This is a genomic window from Methylobacterium sp. 174MFSha1.1 (genome assembly GCF_900116815.1).
In the GTDB taxonomy this organism is placed as follows: Bacteria; Pseudomonadota; Alphaproteobacteria; order Rhizobiales; family Beijerinckiaceae; genus Methylobacterium.
Window position 1 is genome coordinate 17,914 of sequence record NZ_FPCB01000036.1, and the last position, 16,905, is coordinate 34,818.

Sequence of the window (16,905 nt, forward strand, 5' to 3'; positions counted from 1 at the left end):
CCGGGGCCGCTTCGGCGACTCCGTGCCGCTGTTAGAGTTCTGACCGTCATGAACGCCGTCTTCGCCGGTGCGCAGCGTCTGCGCGACCGCTCGCGCCACGCCGCCCCGCAGGTCTTCGATCTTATTCGCGAGAAGATCGTCGCGCTCGACCTCGCGCCCGGCACGGTGCTGTCGCGGCCCGAATTGCAGGCGAGCTTCGGCCTCAGTGCCACCCCGATCCGCGACGCGCTGCTGCGCCTGCAGGAGGAAGGCCTGGTCGACATCTTCCCGCAATCGGCGACGGTGGTGAGCCGCATCGACCTCGCGGCGGCCCGCCAGGCGCAGTTCCTGCGCCGCGCCGTCGAGCAGGAGGTGGTGCGCACCCTGGCGCTCGCGCCCGACCGGGCGCTCGTCGCGCGGCTCCAGGCCTTCGTGACCGAGCAGGAGATTTTTGCGGACCAGGGCGACTTCGCCCGCCTGTCGGCCAGCGACGAGGCCTTCCACCGTGCCCTGTGCGACGCGGCGGACGTGCCCGACCTGTGGGACCTGATCCGCAGCCGCAGCGGCCACATCGACCGCCTGCGCCGCCTGCACCTGCCGGTCGAGGGCAAGGCGCAGCAGATCGTGGCCGATCACCGGCGGATCGTGGCGGCGCTCGCCGAGGGCGCGGCGGAGGCGGCGCAGGAGGCGGTGCGCGACCATCTCTCGAAGTCAATCGCGCTCGGCGACGAGATCCGGGCGCGGTGGCCGGCGTATTTCGCGTGATCCGCGCGCTCAGAAGAAGGTTGCCGGACTGACGCCGAAGCGTTCCGACAGGCGCGCGATCTGGTTTTTGTTCAGCTCGCGCTTGCCGCTCAGCAACTCCGAGACGACGCCCTGGCTGCCGATCTCGGGCAGGTCGCCCTGCTTGAGCCCGTGCTGCTCCATCAGCAGGCGCAAAACCTCGGCAGGCGGTGCATCAGGCCAAGGCATCTCGGACGCCTCGTAATCGGCGACGAATTCGCCGAGGAGGCCGAGGAGTGGGGCCAGAGGGTGCGCTTCATCACCCGCGCCAGCGTCGATGAGGCCGTTCATCGCGACGATCGCCGTCTTGTACTGCGTCGCGTCGGCGATGGGATGCATAGGAGCCCGTGGCGTGAACACCTTGAACAAGGCGACGAGCATAGCATCTCACTGAAGGTAACCAAACAAAAATTTGCAACTCTCTGCGTCATCCCGGGGCTCGCCGCAGGCGAGAACCCGGGATCCATAACCGCTAACGCTGGAGTCAAGGGCGACCAGCCCTCCGCTTCATCCTGAAGCGTTGGCGGTTATGGATCCCGGGTTCCGCTGCGCGGCCCCGGGATGACGTTGGAGGATGTCAGTTCTGTCATGTGTCATGAACGATAGCCCTCGACCGTTCCTACCCCCGCCCCACCACCGTCCGGATCGCGAAGCTCGACTGGATCCGCGCCACGCCGGGCAGGCGCGACAGCACCTCCTTGTGCAGGCGTTCGTAATCGCCCGCATCCGAGACCTCGATCCGCATCAGGTAATCCGACAGGCCGGTCATCAGGTAGCAGTCGCGCACCTCCGGGCAGCGGCGCACCGCGGCCTCGAAGCGGTTGAGCGATTCCTCGGTCTGCCGCTCCAGGGTGATCTGGGTCAGCACCACCATGTGATGCTCGCGCTCGTCGGCCTCGATCAGGGCGGTGTAGCCGCGGATCGTCCCGTTCGATTCGAGCAGCCGCAGGCGGCGCAGGCAGGCCGAGGGCGACAGGCCGACCCTGGCGGCGAGATCCGCGTTGCTGATGCGCCCGTCGTCGCGCAGGACGCGCAGGATGCGCGCGTCGATCTCGTCCCGCCCGGCCACTGCGCAATCTCCTGTCGTCGCGTCGCAGAATGATGCGTGTCGTAGCATAATCTCGCATGCGATGCGCCGATCCGGCGGGAAATTCGGCGATCCTTGCGCGACACTCTCTCCATCGACCAGGCGCCGGGTCGGGCAGCGAGGCTCAAGGCGCGACAGAAGGTTTTGCGGCGATGCGCGTTCTGATCCTCGGCGGCGGCGTGGTCGGCGTCACCTCGGCCTACTATCTCGCCAAGGCCGGCCACGAGGTCACGGTGCTCGACCGCCAGCCGGGCGCCGGCCTCGAGACCAGCTTCGCCAATGCCGGCCAGGTCTCGCCCGGCTACTCGGCGCCCTGGGCCGCCCCCGGCATCCCAGTCAAGGCGATGAAGTGGCTGATGATGCGCCATCGCCCGCTGGTGCTGTGGCCGAGCCTGGAGCCCAAGCTCTACGGCTGGCTCGCGCAGATGCTGGCGAACTGCACCGAGGACGCGTACCGCCGCAACAAGGGCCGGATGGTGCGGCTCGCCGAGTACAGCCGCGACGTGCTGCGCGACCTGCGCACCGAGACCGGGATCGCCTACGATCACCGGGAGAAGGGCACGCTCCAGCTCTTCCGCACCCAGAAGCAGCTCGACCATGTCGGCGACGACACCGGCGTGCTCGACGAGTATGGCGTGCCCTACGAGGTGCTGGACCCGGCGGGCTGCATCGCGGCCGAGCCGGCGCTCGCCCGGGTCGCCGGCACCTTCGTCGGCGGCCTGCGGCTCCCCGGCGACGAGACCGGCGACGCGCATCTCTTCACCAAGCGCCTCGCGGCGATCTGCGAGCGCATGGGCGTGACGATCCGCTACGGCGCCACCATCACCAGCCTTCGCCAGGAGGGCGGCCGGATCGCCGGCGTTGGTCTGGCCGGAGGAGAGGTGCTGACGGCGGACACGTACGTCGCCGCCATGGGCAGCTACACCCCGGCGATGGTGAAGCCGCTGGGCATCGATCTGCCGGTCTACCCGGTCAAGGGCTACTCCCTGACCCTGCCGATCACCGATGCCGAGGCCGCCCCGGTCTCGACCGTGATGGACGAGACCTTCAAGGTGGCGATCACGCGGCTCGGCGACCGCATCCGCGTCGGCGGCACGGCGGAGCTCGCCGGCTTCAGCCAGGCTTTGCGCGGCCCGCGCCGGGCGACGCTGGAGCGCTCGGTCCTCGATCTCTTCCCGCAGGGCGGCGACGTTTCCCAGGCGAAGTTCTGGACGGGCCTGCGCCCGATGACCCCAGACGGCACCCCGATCGTCGGCGCGACCGCCTACCCCAACCTCTACACCAATACCGGCCACGGCACGCTCGGCTGGACCATGGCCTGCGGCTCAGGGAGGCTGCTCGCCGACCTGATCGGCGGCCGGGCGCCGGAGATCGCGCATGGGGATCTCGCGGAGTCGCGCTACGCCAAGGCGGCGTGAGGCGTCTCACCACAGTGACTGATACCCTCCTGGTCATCCCGGGGCTCGGCGCAGCCGAGAACCCGGGATCCATAACCAGTGACGGTGCCGAATAAGGCGGAACGCGATCCGCTCAATCCTGAAGCGTTGGCGGTTATGGATCCCGGGTTCCGCTGCGCGGCCCCGGGACGACATTGTGCGTTTGCAACGCCGATGCAGGTCCGGCCTGCCGTCACCATCGAGCAGGCGTCGCCCGCGACAAACGATCTCCGGACGCTACATCTCCGCCCCAGCGGAGAACGGCGCATGGGAAACCGCGCATGACGTGGGTCGCAGGGGTGGACGGGTGCCCGGGCGGCTGGGTCGCGGTCTCCGGCCCGCGCGACGGGCCGTCCGACACCCTCCGCGCCCGCGTCCTGCCGAACCTCTCAGCCGTCTGCGACGCAGCCGAAGCGCCCGCGATCGTCGCCGTCGACATCCCGATCGGCCTGCCCGACCGGGTCGGGCCGGGCGGCCGCGCGGCGGAAGTGCTGGTCCGCGCCCTCCTCGGGCCGCGGCGCGCCTCGGTCTTCCCGACCTCGTCCCGCCGCGTCGTCTACGCGCCCGACTACACCGCGGCCATCGCCCTGTCGCGCCGGCCCGAGACCCAGCCCTTCGCCCCCTCGCCGCCCGCCAACGCGATCTTTCCCCGCATCCGCGAGGCGGATGAGTTGCTGCGCGCCCGGCCGGAGCTGCAAGACCGGGTCTACGAGGTGCACCCCGAACTCGCCTTCCTCTGCCTCAACGGCGGCACCCCGCTCCCCGAGCCGAAGCGCAAGCCCGCCGGCGCGGCCCTGCGGCGCGATCTCCTGGCGAGAGCCGGCCTGCCGGCCGACCTCGCGGCCCCGCGCGGCGCAAAGCCCGACGACCTCCTCGACGCGCTGGCGGCGTTCGCCGTCGCGCGGGCCATCGCCAACGGGCGCGGGGTGCCGTATCCCGATCCGCCGGAGCGCGACGCCCACGGCCTGCCGGCCGCGATCTGGACGCTTCCCCACAGCGAGGCACCCGCATGACCGAAGCTCCGACTGATCTCGCGACCCGCGACATCGCCCGCGCCCTGGTGCTCGACCCGGCGGGCCGGCTCCTGCTGATCGCCTACGAGGCCTCCCGCGACGTCGATCCGGGCCGGCCGGGGGACCGGACCTTCTGGTTCATGCCCGGCGGCGGCATCGAGCCCGGCGAGACGCCGGAAGAAGCCTGTCGGCGCGAGCTGGAGGAGGAGATCGGCGTCAAGGACGTAGCCCTCGGGCCCCAGGTCGCCCGCTGCGACGGGCCGTTCACGCTGTTCAACAAGTCGCGCTTCGCCCGCGAGCGCTACTTCGTGGTCCGGCTGCCCGATGACAAGGTGGATACCAGCCGCCTCGCCGAGACCGAGGACAACCCGGTCTACGGCACCCGCTGGTGGCCCCTCGACGAGCTCGCCGCGACCCACGAGCGGGTCGAGCCGCAGGGGCTCGCGGACCTGGCGAAGCGCCTCGTCGCCGGCGAGACGCCGGAGGTGGTGACGTTGTCGTGGGGGCCGGGCGCAGCGTAAGCCGGATTCTTCCGAGAGGAGCACGATCATGACCGACGCGACCCCCTTCCCCCCGGCGCTGACGGAGGGCTACCGCGCCTTCCTCGACGACCGCTTCGTGCGCGAGCAGGACCGCTACGCCAGCCTCGCCGAGGGGCAGAGCCCCGAGATCCTGATCATCAGCTGCTGCGACAGCCGGGTCTCGCCGGAGGTGATCTTCGACGCGCGGCCGGGCGAATTGTTCGTGGTGCGCAACGTCGCCAACCTCGTCCCGCCCTTCGAGACCGGCGGCGAGTATCACGGCACCTCGGCGGCGCTCGAATTCGCCGTGCAGGCGCTCAAGGTGAAGCACATCGTGGTTCTGGGCCATGCCCGCTGCGGCGGCGTGCGGGCCTTCGCGGACGATGCCGCGCCCCTCTCGCCGGGCGACTTCATCGGCCGCTGGGTCTCGCTGATCCGCCCGGCGGCGGAGGCGCTCGGCGACGAGCCGCGCGGGCCGGACTACCTGGAGCAGCTCGAATACGCCACGGTGACGAACAGCCTCAGGAACCTGATGACGTTCCCCTGCGTGCGCATCCTGGTCGAGCGCGGCAAGCTGCAGCTCCACGGCGCGCATTTCGGCATCGCCACCGGGCAATTGCGCATCCGCGACCCCGAGACCGGCGAGTTCCGCCTCGCCGAGCCCGACCGGGCCGCCGGCGCGACGAAGCTGATCCGGTGCCAGGACGAGGCGGGCAGCGGGGGCTGAGCGCGGATCGACCGGGGCCCGGGCCGCGAAAGGGCCTGGGCGACGCTTGGCCGGTCGATGCAGGGCGAGGAGAGGGAGCAAGGGGCGGCCCCGTGCCGGATCCGCGGCCGCCCATCGTGCCCGGCCCCGGTCCGCACGGTTTTGGGATGAAGATTCGAACGAAGCGAGCGGTCTCGCTTACCGCCGCAGCCGCTCCGCCACCGCCAGCAGCTCCGCCGCGCGGTGCGCGCAGGTGTGCCGCGCCCGGATCGTCCGCAGGCCGTGAGCCACGAGTTCGGCCCGCAAGCCCGCATCGCGTGCCAGGTCGCGCAGGTGCCGTTCCATCGCCGCGCCGTCCGGGGCCACCAGGAAATCGCTCCCCGGCGTGAACAGGCCCTCGCTGTCGCGCCACGGCGCCGAGACCAGGGGGATGCCGCAGGCCAGCGCCTCGAACACCCGGATCGTCGGGATGCCCGGCAGGGCCTCGACGTAGAAGCGCCGCGGCACGTGCACGGTGGCGAGGTGGCGGGCGAACACCTCCGGGGCGCGGGCATTGGGCAGCCAGCCGCGGTAGCGCGCGCCGTGGCGCTCCAGCGTCGCGAGCGCGGCGTCCGGATAGCGCACGCCCCAGACGTCGAGGGGCAGGCCCGCCCGCTGCGCCGGCCCGAACAGGAAGTGCTCCAGCTCGGCGCTGCGCTCGCCGTCGCCCCAGTTGCCGATCCAGACCAGCCCCGCGCGGGGGCCTTCCGACGCCGGCGGCTGGAACAGGCGGGTATCGGCGGCCTCGTGCCAGACGACAACGCGGTTCCCCCAGCCCCAGCCGCGATAGACCTCGGCCAGCGTCTCGCCGAAGGCCAGCACGCCGTCATACCCCGAGAGGTCGTAGGCCCGCATCGCGTCGGGCTCGCTCACCGCGCGGTGGTGGGTGTCGTGGAAGAGCAGGGTGAACCGGCCGCCGTTCCGCCGCGCCGCGCCGATGCGGGCGACGAGGGCCGGCTCGTTCCATTCGTGCACCAGCACGAGGTCGGCGCCGTCGAGCGCGGCGTCGAGGTCGAAGCCCGGCGGGTCGACCGTGGCTCTCAGCTCCGGGTAGGGCGCCAGCGACGAGGCGAGGCCCGCCTCGCCGTGGTCGCGACGGAGATTCTCGACGCTCCAGGCGCCCGCCGGCTCGTGGGCGGCGACCGCGTGGCCGAGGGCCTGCAGCTCGCGCAGCACGCCGCGCAGGAAATGGGCGTTGCCGTGGTTCCAGCACGAGCGCAGGGAATGCGTGAAGGCGACGATCCTCACGCCGGCATCCCGGCCCGCAGGGGCGGAGCCTCGAGCACGGCCCGGTAGGCGTCGAGTACGCCCGCCGTCATCGCCTCGACCGTGAACGCCTCGGCCCGCATCCGCGCCTCGGCGCCGAGCCGCGCCCGGATGGCGGGGTCGGCCGCCACCATCTCGATGGCGTGGGCGAAGCCCGCCTCGTCGTCGGGCGCGATGAAGATCGCCGCCTCGTCCCACAGCTCGCGGAAGGTCGGGATGTCGGAGAGCACGAGGGCGCATCCGGCGCTCGCCGCCTCCAGCACGCCGAGGCCGAAGGGCTCGTAGCGCGAGGCGGAGGCGTAGATCGGGCTGCCGGCGAGCCAGCGCGCCACGTCCTGGTCGCTCAAGCGGCCGAGCGGCCGCAGGTGCTCGGGGGTAAACTGTGCCGCGTTCGGGCCTTTCAGGTCGCCGGCGGCGAGCAGCGGCAGCTGCATCCGGGCGGCGGCCCGGTCGAGGGTGCGGGCGTTCTTGCCCTCGTCCCAGAGCCGGCCGGCGGTGAAGGCGAAGGGCGAGGCGGCCGTGCCCGCCGGGGTGCGGTGCCCGCGGGAGGCGGGCGTGCGCCGGCCGTTCCGCACCACCCGGGGCGGGGCGATGCCGTAGGTCGCGGCGGTGGCCTCCGCGAAGGCGCGGGTCGGGCTGAGCAACGCGTCGACCCGGCGGTAGCCCTCCGCCGTGAGGCTCGCCCGCCAGGCGAGGTCCGGCGGCAGCGGGCCCGGGCGCATCGCCGCCCACCAGGTCGCCACGCAGGAATGCGCCACCGCCACCACGGGAGCGCAGAACTCGGTGAGCGCCGCGAGCGCCGGGCTGTTGAGGTGGATCAGGTCGGCGCCGGCCCGCTCGGCCTCGCGGGCGACCATCGCGGCGGCGGCCTCGACCTCGCCGGGGGTCAGCGCCGTCCAGTCGAGGCTCGCCCCGAGGGGGCAGAGGGCGAGGCCGCGGATGGCGCGGGCGGCGCGGAGCTGGTCCTGGCTCGGCTCGGGCCCCAGCACAGCCAGCGTCACCCCGACGCCCTGGCGGGTCAGCTCCTCGGCGAGGTCGAGCCCGTATTGCCAGACGCCGCCGACCGCATCGACGGTCATGAACAGGTTGAGAGCCGGCGCCCCCCGGTAGGGGAGGGGACGTCCGGCCGGGACCGTCAGGCTGGGCAGCATGCCGCCTCCAACTCGCGCAACGGGGCCGGCCGCTCCTCTTGGATGTCGCTGAAGCGGTCGAACTGGCCGAGGTAATGGGCGTGCGCCCGCTCCCAGGCCTCGCCGTCCGGCTCGCCCCAGAGGCGGCGGTAATCCGGCGAGGACGGATAGGGGTAGAGCGGCACGGGATCGTTGGCCCAGACGCCGGCGGCGCGCAGGCGGTCCCGCCAGGCCGCCACCAACTCCGGATCGTCGCCCGCGACCTTGATGAGGTTCGCCTGCACGAACGGCACCGAGCGGCGGGCATGGATCAGGCGCTCGGCGAGGTCGTCGGTCGAGGCGCGGCACTTCTTGTCGAGCAGCGCGCGGCCGGCTTCCGTCAGGCTCTCGACGCCCGCCTCGATCGAGACGCAGCCCGCAGCCCCGAGCAGGTCGAGCATGTCGGGCTTCCACAGGTCGATCCGCGTCTGCACCCCGAACTCCACCTTGCGTGCGGCGAGGGCCTCCAGCAGCGGCTTCTGCGGCAGGAAGATCTCGTCGATGAAGTAGAGGTAGGTCGTCCCTTGCGCGATCAAGCGGTCGACCTCCTCCAGGACATGCGGCAGCGCGCGCCGCCGATACGCGTCCCGGAAGTCGATCTTGGCGCAAAAGGTGCAGGAATAAGGGCAGCCGCGCGAGGCCTCGATCTCGGCGCCCGGCCCCTCCGGCGCCCGGTCGAAGCGGTGGTGGTGGTGGGTGTGGCGCGCCACCCAGGCGTCGGGCCAGGACAGGGCCGGGAGATCGACGAAGCGCGTCGCCGCCGGTCCGCCGGTGACGACCGTTTCCCCGCGATCGCGGAAGGCGAGGGCCGGCACGGCATCGAGCCGGGCAAGGCCGCCCTCGGCCAATCGCGTCACCACCTCCTCGCACTCGCCGCGCACCACGATGTCGCAGGCGAGCTTGGCGAGCGTCGTCTCCGGCGTGACCGAGCCGTGCGGGCCGACTGCGACGGTGCGGCCGCCGCGATCCCCGAGCGCGTCGAGGAAGGCGCGGGGCACCCGCAATTCGGGCTGGGCGCAGCGCCAGAACAGGTAGGTCGGGGCGGTGGTCACCACCGTCATGTCGGGGGCGAACTCCGCCACCCGCTCGGCCAGGGCCGCCAGCGAGAGCCCGTCGAGGGCCCCGTCCAGCATCAGCACCGCGTGGCCCGCCCGTTCCAGCAGAACCTTGCAGGCCCCGAGCTCGATCGGCAGGTGCGGGGAACGGCACCCGAAATAGATGCTGTTCTCGAAGCTCCAGGTCGGGTTGACGAGGGCGATTCTCAAAGCGGCTGTCCTGGACCGGGAACGGGCATCGCAGATACTGGGGGCGACTATTGAGAAGTGGCGGGGCCGCTCCGGACGACAAGGGCTTTTCGCCCGAATGCGGTTAAGCGATTGATACCAATGGGCCGACTGGCATGCCGCAGGCGCATGGCGCGTCGGGCGCCATGCCGTTTTCGCAGGCTCGAGGCGGGAACCGGATCGCCTCTCGCGCGTGGCTCAGGCCGGCACCGCCCGGGGATTGAGGCGCAGGCCCCGGCTCTCGGCGAGCCATTCCGCCAGCCGCGTCAGCCCCCGGTGCCAGGGCAGCGGCGCCCCGAGCCCAAGATCGGCGGCGGCGCGGCGGGTGTCGGAGACGTAGTAGCGCTGGTCGCCGGCGCGCCACTCCTCGAAGCCCAGGTCGAGGGGATGGCCGACGAGGCCCTCGATGGCCGCGAGCACCCGGCGCAGCGACACCGCGTTGGCCGGGCCCCCGCCGAGATTGTAGGCCCGGCCCGTCACCTGCCCGATCCGCGCCAGCGCCGCCCGGTAGGCCGCGACGGCGTCTCCAACATCGAGCACGTCGCGCACCTGGCAGCCGTCGCCGTAGACCGTGATCCGCTCGCGCTCCAGCGCCCGGATCAGGAAATGCGCGACCCAGCCCTGGTCCTCGGTGCCCATCTGGCGCGGGCCGTAGATGCAGCTCATCCGCAGGACGCAGGTCGGCACCGAGAAGCTGCGGGCGTAGTCGAGCACGTACTGGTCGGCCCCGCCCTTCGAGCAGCCATAGGGCGTGTGGAAATCGAGGGGGCGGTCCTCGCCGACGCCGTGGGCCAGGATCGCCGGATCCTCCGGCGCGTAGGCGTCTCCCACCCGTCGGTAGGTCAGGTCGGCGAGGTCGCCGTAGACCTTATTGGTCGAGGCGAAGACGAGCGGCGCCGGGTCGGGGCGCCGGCGCAGGGCCTCGAGCAGGCTCAGCGTCCCGCCGAGATTGACGGCGAAATCCGCCGCCGGATCGGTCAGGCTCGTCGTCACGGCGACCTGGGCGGCGAGGTGGACCACCGAGGAGGCCTCCGCCGCCGCGGCCGCGAGGGAGCCGGCATCGCGCAGATCCGCCGTCACGGCGGAGATCCGCTGCGGGTGGCGCTCCTTCAGCCAGGCGAGGTTGGCCTCGACGCCCGGGCGCAACAGGGCGTCGTAGACGAGCACGTCCCGCCCCTCCGCCGCGAGGGCATCGGCGAGGTTCGAGCCGATGAAGCCGGCGCCGCCGGTGATCAGGACCGGGCGCCGTCCGGTGACGGCGGGAGGGGTCGTGGTGTGACCCGTCATCACGCCACCAGCCCGCGCCGGTCGAGCTCGCGGCGCGCCTCCTCGACCCGGTCGCGGGCCTCCTCCTGCTCCGCCACCCAGGCGGCGAGTTCCCTGAGCCCGTCCGCGAAGTCGCGGGCCGGGCGGTAGCCCAGCTCCTCGCGCGCCTTGGTGATGTCCGGGATGCAGTGGCGGATGTCGCCGGCCCGGGCCTTGCCGGCGATCTCCGGCGTCAGCTCCGGCCGGCCCATCGCCTGGGCCAGAAGCGCCGCGACCTCGCGCACCGACCGGTCCTCGCCCGAGCCGATGTTGTAGACCTGGCCGGCGGCCCTGGGCCGGTCGAGGGCGAGCAGGAAGGCCTGGGCCACGTCGTCGACCTGCACGAAGTCGCGCCGCTGGTGCCCGTCCTCGAAGATCACCGGGCTCGCGCCGTTGTGCAGGCGCGAGGCGAAGATGGCCAGCACCCCGGTATAGGGGTTCGAGAGTGCCTGGCCCGGCCCGTAGGCGTTCCAGAGGCGCAGGGCCACGCCCTCCATGCCGTAGGCCGGGGCCAGCATCAGGGTCAGGCGCTCCTGGGCGTACTTGCCCAGCGCGTAGACCGAGGCCAGGGCCGGGCGCTTCCATTCCGGGGTCGGCACCGGCACGAGCGGCCGCCCCTCCTCGTCGAGGGGGTCCCAGGGCGCGTCGGGGCCGGAGCGGGGCTGGCGCACGACCTCCTCGCGCACCCGCTCGTCGGCGCCGCGATACAGCCCCTCGCCGTAGACGCTCATCGAGGAGGCGACCACCACCCGCCGCACCGGACGCTCGATCAGGGCCTGGAACAGGATCGCGGTGCCGTGCTCGTTGACCGCGACGTAGCGGTCGACGTCGTACATGCTCTGGCCGACCCCGACCTCGGCGGCGAGGTGGATCACCGCGTCGACGCCGGCCACGGCATCGGCCACCGCGCGCCCGTCGCGGATGTCGCCGCGGCGCAGCTCGACCGCGTCCGGCAGCCCCTCGGGCCTCGCCCGTGTCCCGTGCACCTGCTCGATCAGGCTGTCGAGCACGCGCACCCGGTCGCCCCGGGCGACGAGGGCCCGCGCCACGGCCCGGCCGATGAAGCCGGCCCCGCCGGTGATCAGGATGGTCTGCGGCACAAGTCGCGCTCCTTTCGCTGCCGGCCTGGGGCGGCCGATACCTCCCTCCCGTATCTATGGGGCGCGAACGCCGCGAACAGGTGTCATCGTTCTGGCGTCATTCAGCCCGATTGCTCCAAGAGATGTCAGCGGGATAGCGCCTGGACGGCGCTCGACCGGCGTCCCGCTTCGGCTCCCCTCCACCGAGTTCACGCGACCCCTCCATGCCCCTCGTTCCCTCGTCGCACGATGCGGTGCCGGCTGCGCCCGGCGCGGAATTCACCCAACGGCAGGACGTCCAGGAAGACGCCCGGCGGGAGGCCGCGTCCCTGCGCCGCCGCCGCCTGGCCCTCTTCGTGCCGACCGTCGCGACGGCGCTCGCCCTCGCCCTCGCGGCGCTCGCCGCGACCGGCGTGCCGGACGGGCCGCTCGAAGCGGCCGTGCTCGCGCTGTTCTGCCTGGCGATGGCCTGGCAATCCTACATCGCCTGGACCTACCTCTACGGCGCGCTCGCCGCCGGCCTCGGGGCCCGGGTGATGTCGCGGGTCGAGCGGCAGGCGGCCGTCCTGCCGCCGGTGGCGAGCGGCCGCAGCCGCACCGCCGCCGTCGTGGCGATCCACGCCGAGGACGCGGCCGCGGTCTTCGCGGCGATCCGCGTGATGGCGCGGTCGCTCGCCCGCACCGGCGGCGACGGGCGCGACCTCGACATCTTCGTCCTCAGCGACACACGCGACCCGGAGATCGCAGCGGCCGAGGAGCGCGAATTCGCCCGCATCCAGACATGGCGTGAGGAGGCTTGGCGCGAGAAAGCCGGGTCCGGCCTGCCGGCGATCCGCTACCGGCGCCGGCGGGAGAATACCGGCCGCAAGGCCGGCAATATCGGCGAGTTCTGCGCCACCTACGGCCACGAGTACGACTTCATGATCGTGCTCGACGCCGACAGCCTGATGACCGGTGCGGCCATGCGCCGCCTGGTGCGGCTGATGGAGGAGAATCCGCGCACCGGCCTGATCCAGACGGTCAGCTACGCCGCCGGGCGCGACACTTTGTTCGCCCGCATCCAGCAATTCGCCGTGCGGCTCTACGCTCCGCTCTCGATCCGGGCGCTGGAGACCTGGCAGGGGCCGGACGGCGGCTACTGGGGCCACAACGCCATCCTGCGCGTCAAAGCCTTCGCGGCCAATGCCGACCTGCCGGTGCTGCCCGGCCGCGCGCCGCTCGGCGGCGAGATCCTGTGCCACGACACGGTCGAGGGGGCGTTCCTGCGCCGGGCCGGTTGGGAGCTGCGCCTCCTGCCGGAGGAGCCCGGCACCTGGGAGGAGATGCCCACCAACCTCACCGACCTGCTCGGCCGCGAGCGGCGCTGGTGCCAGGGCAACCTGCAGCATCTCGGCATCATCGGCTTGCCCGGCCTCACCGCCGGCAGCCGTTGGCACCTCGGCGCGGGCATCCTGTCCTACCTCGCCTCGCCGGTCTGGGTCGCGTTCTTAGGCCTCGGGACCTGGCTGGCGATCCGCGACGGCGATCTCGGGCTCCTCGCCTACGGGCTCGCCGGCGAGGGTCCGGCGGCGGCGATCCTGGCGGCCTTGAGCCTCGCCGCGCTGGCGGCCCCGAAGCTCTTGAGCCTCGGCCACGTCCTCATGTCCCCTCAGCGCCGCGCCGCCTTCGGGGGCACGCGGAGCCTGCTCGTGAGCGCCGCCCTCGAACAGGCCCTGTGGGTGCTGCTCTGGCCGGTCATGACCCTGTTCAATGCCGGTGCGGTCGCGACCACCTTCGCCGGGAGGGTGGTGCGCTGGGACACCCAGGTGCGCGACGACCGCCGGGTGCCGTGGTCCGAGGCCTGCCGGCTCCAGGCCGATTCGCTGGTCGCCGGCATCCTGCTGGCGGCGGCCGTGGCCTACGCCTCCGACCCGCTGCTGACGCTCTGGATGGCGCCGCTGGTCCTCGCCCTGCTGGCGAGCCCGGCCCTCAGCGTGCTGACCAGCCGGGCCGATCTCGGCCAGGCGGCCCGCCGGCGCGGCCTGTTCCTCACGGTCGACGACACCGCCCAGGCGCTGGAGCTGCGCGACCTCGCCGCCGCCCGCGCCGCGCCATCGGTCCCGGCCCGGTCGCAGCCGGTGCGCGGCGAGGCTCCGGTCTGGCTCGCCACGGCGACCGACGACGCGAAGGCGCTGCCGTCAAGGGACATCTGAGCGGCCGGAACGCCTCTCACGATCCCCGCGTTTCGACTGTTGCGTTCGTTGCGATTGTTGCGAATAGTGGGGTCGCTTCGGTTCGGAAAGAGGGGGCCTTCATGACTGCGCCGGCCTACGTCGAACCTCTTGGTCGTCGCCTTCCCTCGGACGACGAGCGGGCGGCGGCCAACCAGCTCCGCACGATCCTGGCAAGTCACGCGACCGACCGAACGAGCCTGCGCATCCTCGACCAGGCCAAAACCCCGGTCGAGGTGACGCTCACTCCCGCCTTGTCGAACTTGCTGATCGACCTGCTGCGGCATGTCGGCAGCGGCCATGCGGTGACGCTGGTGCCGGTCGGGCAGATGCTCTCCACCCAGCAGGCGGCCGACCTGCTGAACGTCTCGCGGCCGTTCCTCATCTCCTTGCTCGACCGGCAGGAGATCCCCCACACGCTGGTCGGGCGGCACCGCCGGATCAAGGCGGAGCATCTGTTCGACTACAAGCGAGCGCGGGATGCCAAGCGGGGCGAGGCGTTGTCCGCCCTGGCGGAGATGGATGCCGAGCATCTCTGAGCGATGTTCGCCAGCCGTTTCACTGCCTTCATCGATGCCTGTGCACTCGCCGGTGCCCTGAAGCGGAACCTGCTGCTGACTCTGGCGGAAGCCGAGTTTTTCCGCGTCCGATGGTCAGACCCCGTCTTGACGGAGACGGAGCGCGCCATCGCCGAGATCCTGTCAGGCAAAGGCGTTCCCGACGCTGATGCCCATGCAACGCGCGCACGAGCCAACATGGAGGCAGCGTTCGAGGAGGCCATGGTCACAGGCTTCACGGATCTCCTGATCCACGGTGAAAGCCTGCCGGACAAGGACGATGCCCACGTCCTGGCTGCGGCTATCAAGACGCGAGCGTCCGTCATCGTGACGGACAACCTGAAGGATTTTCCGGCTGAGATTCTTCTGCCTTTGGATCTCGAGGCTCGTTCCACCGACGGCTTTCTCGCCGATACGATCGCGCTCGACATGGGTCGGGCGACTGCTGCAATCCGTACGATGCGGCTACGGTTCAAGCGGCCCGAGAAGCACCCCGAGGCGCTTCTCGTCGACATGGACGCTGCCGGCCTCATCGAGACAGTCGACGTGCTCCGCCCCTACGCTGCCGTGCTGTAGCGCCGGCCCTTACTGCGCCGGCTTGCCCAGCACCTTGATCGGATCGGTGCGCTGGCTGGGCGCCGGCTCGGCGGTGAGGCTGTCGGCGCGCTCGTTCGCGCGGCCGCGGACGCTGCCGGTGGTGGCGGGGCTGCCCTGGCCGGCGGTGGCGCCGTTGCGCGGGCTCGTCACCGGAACGCTGCCGCTGGCGAGTTCGAGGCAGGTCAGCATCTCGACGTAGCTCGGGAAGCCGCCGGCGGTCGATTGCTGCGAGCACTGGGTCTTGGCCGAGCCGGAGAACTGGCCCCAGCGCTTGCGCAGCTCGTCGCCCGCCGAGCGCTCGGAGCGCAGGCAGCCGTCCGAGCCGGCTTCCTGGCTGACCGAGGCGCGGCCGGGGGAGTTGCAGGTGCCTTCGATGTCGAGCCGCGGCGGACCATCCGCCGCGACGAGGACGAGGTGGGCGCCGAGGAGCGCGAAGGGCAGGGCGGCGGGCATGGTGGGTCTCCCGTGAACCGGAGAAGAAAAAGCTTCGCCGGTTCAACGCGCGGACAGTGCCGGAAGCTCCCGCGGCCGGATTGTCCGGCCCGTCACTCCTGTTGCAGGGCCTGGTCCAGGTCGGCGTAGAGGTCGTCCGCATCCTCGATGCCGACCGAGAGCCGCAGCAGGTCCGGCGGGCAGGGGGTGCTCGGGCCCTCGATCGAGGCGCGGTGCTCGATCAGGCTCTCGACGCCGCCGAGCGACGTCGCGCGCTTCCACAAGCCCACCCGGGCCGCCGTCCGGATCGCCGCCGCCTCGCCCGCCGCCACACGGATCGACAGCATGGTGCCGAAGCCGCCGGTCATCTGGCGCGCCGCCACCGCGTGGCCGGGATGCTGGGCCAAGCCCGGATAAAGCACCTGGGCCACCGCCGGATGGGCCGAGAGCCGCCGGGCCAGCTCCCCGGCATTCGCCATCTGGGCTGCGATGCGCACGTGCAGGGTGCGCATGCCGCGCATCAGGAGGTAGGCCTCGAAGGGCCCCAGGATCGCGCCGTTGCCGGAGCGGATGCGCTGGATCCGGGCCCAGAACTCGTCGGATTTCGCGCCGGCGAGTGCCCCGGCGATCACGTCGGAATGGCCGTTGAGCACCTTGGTGGCGGCGTGCATCACCACGTCGGCGCCGAGCATCAGGGGCCGGGTCACCACCGGCGAGCTCGCGGTCGAATCGACGGCGAGCCGCGCCCCGGCCGCGTGGGCGATCCCGGCGGCCCCCGCGATGTCGGTGACGGTCCAGAGCGGGTTCGAGGGCGTCTCGAGCCAGACGAGCTTGGTCTCGCCGGGCCGCACCGCCGCCTTCAACGCATCGAGATCGTCGGTCGCGACGAAATCGACCCTCAAACCCCAGCGGGTCGCCTCTTCGGACAGCCAGCGGCGCAAAGCCCAGTACATCACGGTCGGCGCCACGATGTGGTCGCCGGGGTCGAGGGCGCCGAACACCGCCGTGGCGGCGGCCATGCCGGAGGAGAACAGGAGCGCGCCGGCCTCGGCCTCCTCCAGCATCGCGATCACGGCTTCCGCCTCGCGCACCGTGGCGTTGTCGGGCCGGCCGTAGACGTAGCCGGAGGAATACTGGTTGTCGGGATCGCGGATATAGGTGGTGGCGACGTGGATCGGCGGCACCACCGCCTTCGTGACCGGGTCGACGTGGCCGAGCGCCTGGGCGGCGAGGCTCTTCTTCGACCATTGGCGCGGGGCGCTGCTCATGCCGGACTCCAGGATATGACGGGGATCTTTTTGCTCCCCCGCCGCCCTTGCAGAACCGGTGCCGGCGCGCAACCTCCATCCCGGTATAGCGCACCTCACAAAACTCCCGTTGCGCTGACGTCGCCAGAGCGAGCGACGACGGTGATCGGGAGTTTCGTGAGAGACACACAGCACC

17 protein-coding genes are annotated in these 16,905 nt (G+C 72.0%); 8 read left to right on the forward strand and 9 right to left on the reverse strand.

Features of this window, described 5'->3' with window-relative positions:
• The first annotated feature begins 48 nt into the window (after positions 1-48).
• Positions 49-744, forward strand: a complete 696-nt coding sequence (locus tag BM430_RS26445; protein ID WP_093570221.1) for a GntR family transcriptional regulator — start codon at positions 49-51, stop codon at positions 742-744.
• Between the two features lie 9 nt (positions 745-753).
• Here BM430_RS26445 and BM430_RS26450 read toward each other — a convergent pair whose 3' ends face one another.
• Together BM430_RS26450 and BM430_RS26455 are read right to left on the reverse strand one after the other, a co-directional pair.
• Positions 754-1,143 (reverse strand): helix-turn-helix domain-containing protein, encoded by a 390-nt coding sequence (locus BM430_RS26450; RefSeq protein ID WP_093570222.1) that lies wholly within the window; start codon positions 1,141-1,143, stop codon positions 754-756.
• Between the two features lie 238 nt (positions 1,144-1,381).
• Positions 1,382-1,831, reverse strand: a complete 450-nt coding sequence (locus BM430_RS26455; RefSeq protein WP_244539673.1) for an Lrp/AsnC family transcriptional regulator — start codon at positions 1,829-1,831, stop codon at positions 1,382-1,384.
• A 56-nt stretch (positions 1,832-1,887) separates the two neighbouring features.
• Here BM430_RS26455 and BM430_RS26460 point away from each other — a divergent pair, with 56 nt between their 5' ends.
• From BM430_RS26460 to BM430_RS26475, 4 genes are all read left to right on the forward strand, one after another.
• Positions 1,888-3,267: a D-amino acid dehydrogenase gene (locus tag BM430_RS26460; RefSeq protein ID WP_143132138.1), complete on the forward strand. Its 1,380-nt coding sequence runs from the start codon at positions 1,888-1,890 to the stop codon at positions 3,265-3,267.
• 299 nt (positions 3,268-3,566) lie between these two features.
• The gene (locus BM430_RS26465; RefSeq protein WP_093570225.1) at positions 3,567-4,298 is read left to right on the forward strand and encodes a DUF429 domain-containing protein; all 732 of its coding nucleotides are present in this window, start codon (positions 3,567-3,569) and stop codon (positions 4,296-4,298) included.
• A complete protein-coding gene (locus BM430_RS26470) occupies positions 4,295-4,819 on the forward strand; it encodes an NUDIX hydrolase (protein WP_093570226.1) in 525 nt (174 codons plus the stop codon). The genes BM430_RS26465 and BM430_RS26470 overlap by 4 nt, the downstream gene beginning before the upstream one ends.
• Before the next feature lie 28 nt (positions 4,820-4,847).
• Complete coding sequence (locus BM430_RS26475; RefSeq protein ID WP_093570227.1) at positions 4,848-5,546, forward strand: carbonic anhydrase; 699 nt, start codon at positions 4,848-4,850, stop codon at positions 5,544-5,546.
• A gap of 177 nt (positions 5,547-5,723) precedes the next feature.
• Here BM430_RS26475 and BM430_RS26480 read toward each other — a convergent pair whose 3' ends face one another.
• The 5 genes from BM430_RS26480 to BM430_RS26500 all read right to left on the reverse strand — a co-directional run bounded on the left by BM430_RS26480 (position 5,724) and on the right by BM430_RS26500 (position 11,687).
• Positions 5,724-6,812, reverse strand: a complete 1,089-nt coding sequence (locus BM430_RS26480; protein ID WP_093570228.1) for a CgeB family protein — start codon at positions 6,810-6,812, stop codon at positions 5,724-5,726.
• Positions 6,809-7,981 carry a glycosyltransferase family 4 protein gene (locus BM430_RS26485; RefSeq protein WP_093570229.1) on the reverse strand — a complete coding sequence of 391 codons (1,173 nt, stop codon included), beginning with the start codon at positions 7,979-7,981 and terminating at the stop codon, positions 6,809-6,811. Before BM430_RS26485 ends, BM430_RS26480 begins: the two co-directional genes overlap by 4 nt.
• A complete protein-coding gene (locus BM430_RS26490) occupies positions 7,966-9,264 on the reverse strand; it encodes a TIGR04295 family B12-binding domain-containing radical SAM protein (RefSeq protein ID WP_093570230.1) in 1,299 nt (432 codons plus the stop codon). Before BM430_RS26490 ends, BM430_RS26485 begins: the two co-directional genes overlap by 16 nt.
• A gap of 216 nt (positions 9,265-9,480) precedes the next feature.
• A complete protein-coding gene (locus tag BM430_RS26495; protein ID WP_093570231.1) occupies positions 9,481-10,569 on the reverse strand; it encodes an NAD-dependent epimerase/dehydratase family protein in 1,089 nt (362 codons plus the stop codon).
• Entirely contained in the window at positions 10,569-11,687 is a 1,119-nt protein-coding gene (locus BM430_RS26500) for an NAD-dependent epimerase/dehydratase family protein (protein ID WP_093570232.1), read from the reverse strand. The genes BM430_RS26495 and BM430_RS26500 overlap by 1 nt, the downstream gene beginning before the upstream one ends.
• Positions 11,688-11,890: 203 nt before the next feature.
• Between BM430_RS26500 and mdoH the strand changes: the two genes are divergently transcribed.
• The 3 genes from mdoH (at position 11,891) to BM430_RS26515 (ending at position 15,009) form a co-directional block, all read left to right on the forward strand.
• Positions 11,891-13,858: a glucans biosynthesis glucosyltransferase MdoH gene (gene mdoH / locus BM430_RS26505; protein WP_093570233.1), complete on the forward strand. Its 1,968-nt coding sequence runs from the start codon at positions 11,891-11,893 to the stop codon at positions 13,856-13,858.
• 101 nt (positions 13,859-13,959) lie between these two features.
• The gene (locus BM430_RS26510) at positions 13,960-14,415 is read left to right on the forward strand and encodes a helix-turn-helix domain-containing protein (RefSeq protein WP_093570234.1); all 456 of its coding nucleotides are present in this window, start codon (positions 13,960-13,962) and stop codon (positions 14,413-14,415) included.
• 3 nt (positions 14,416-14,418) lie between these two features.
• The gene (locus tag BM430_RS26515) at positions 14,419-15,009 is read left to right on the forward strand and encodes a PIN domain-containing protein (protein WP_093570235.1); all 591 of its coding nucleotides are present in this window, start codon (positions 14,419-14,421) and stop codon (positions 15,007-15,009) included.
• Positions 15,010-15,018: 9 nt separating this feature from the next.
• On the opposite strand, the gene BM430_RS26520 is transcribed toward BM430_RS26515, so the two are convergent.
• Together BM430_RS26520 and BM430_RS26525 are read right to left on the reverse strand one after the other, a co-directional pair.
• A complete protein-coding gene (locus BM430_RS26520) occupies positions 15,019-15,483 on the reverse strand; it encodes a hypothetical protein (protein WP_093570236.1) in 465 nt (154 codons plus the stop codon).
• Positions 15,484-15,575: 92 nt separating this feature from the next.
• Positions 15,576-16,730, reverse strand: coding sequence for a trans-sulfuration enzyme family protein (locus BM430_RS26525; RefSeq protein ID WP_093570237.1), 1,155 nt, complete (start codon positions 16,728-16,730; stop codon positions 15,576-15,578).
• Between the last annotated feature and the right edge of the window lie 175 nt (positions 16,731-16,905).

What these genes read in the sequence shown, in the direction of transcription:
- BM430_RS26525 (WP_093570237.1), bottom strand. Translation starts at nt 16,730, where the DNA reads ATGAGCAGCGCCCCGCGCCAATGGTCGAAGAAGAGCCTCGCCGCCCAG.
- BM430_RS26465 (WP_093570225.1), top strand. Translation starts at nt 3,567, where the DNA reads ATGACGTGGGTCGCAGGGGTGGACGGGTGCCCGGGCGGCTGGGTCGCG.
- BM430_RS26520 (WP_093570236.1), bottom strand. Translation starts at nt 15,483, where the DNA reads ATGCCCGCCGCCCTGCCCTTCGCGCTCCTCGGCGCCCACCTCGTCCTC.
- BM430_RS26445 (WP_093570221.1), top strand. Translation starts at nt 49, where the DNA reads ATGAACGCCGTCTTCGCCGGTGCGCAGCGTCTGCGCGACCGCTCGCGC.
- BM430_RS26460 (WP_143132138.1), top strand. Translation starts at nt 1,888, where the DNA reads ATGCGATGCGCCGATCCGGCGGGAAATTCGGCGATCCTTGCGCGACAC.
- BM430_RS26510 (WP_093570234.1), top strand. Translation starts at nt 13,960, where the DNA reads ATGACTGCGCCGGCCTACGTCGAACCTCTTGGTCGTCGCCTTCCCTCG.
- BM430_RS26475 (WP_093570227.1), top strand. Translation starts at nt 4,848, where the DNA reads ATGACCGACGCGACCCCCTTCCCCCCGGCGCTGACGGAGGGCTACCGC.
- BM430_RS26515 (WP_093570235.1), top strand. Translation starts at nt 14,419, where the DNA reads ATGTTCGCCAGCCGTTTCACTGCCTTCATCGATGCCTGTGCACTCGCC.
- BM430_RS26485 (WP_093570229.1), bottom strand. Translation starts at nt 7,981, where the DNA reads ATGCTGCCCAGCCTGACGGTCCCGGCCGGACGTCCCCTCCCCTACCGG.
- mdoH (WP_093570233.1), top strand. Translation starts at nt 11,891, where the DNA reads ATGCCCCTCGTTCCCTCGTCGCACGATGCGGTGCCGGCTGCGCCCGGC.
- BM430_RS26470 (WP_093570226.1), top strand. Translation starts at nt 4,295, where the DNA reads ATGACCGAAGCTCCGACTGATCTCGCGACCCGCGACATCGCCCGCGCC.
- BM430_RS26495 (WP_093570231.1), bottom strand. Translation starts at nt 10,569, where the DNA reads ATGACGGGTCACACCACGACCCCTCCCGCCGTCACCGGACGGCGCCCG.
- BM430_RS26450 (WP_093570222.1), bottom strand. Translation starts at nt 1,143, where the DNA reads ATGCTCGTCGCCTTGTTCAAGGTGTTCACGCCACGGGCTCCTATGCAT.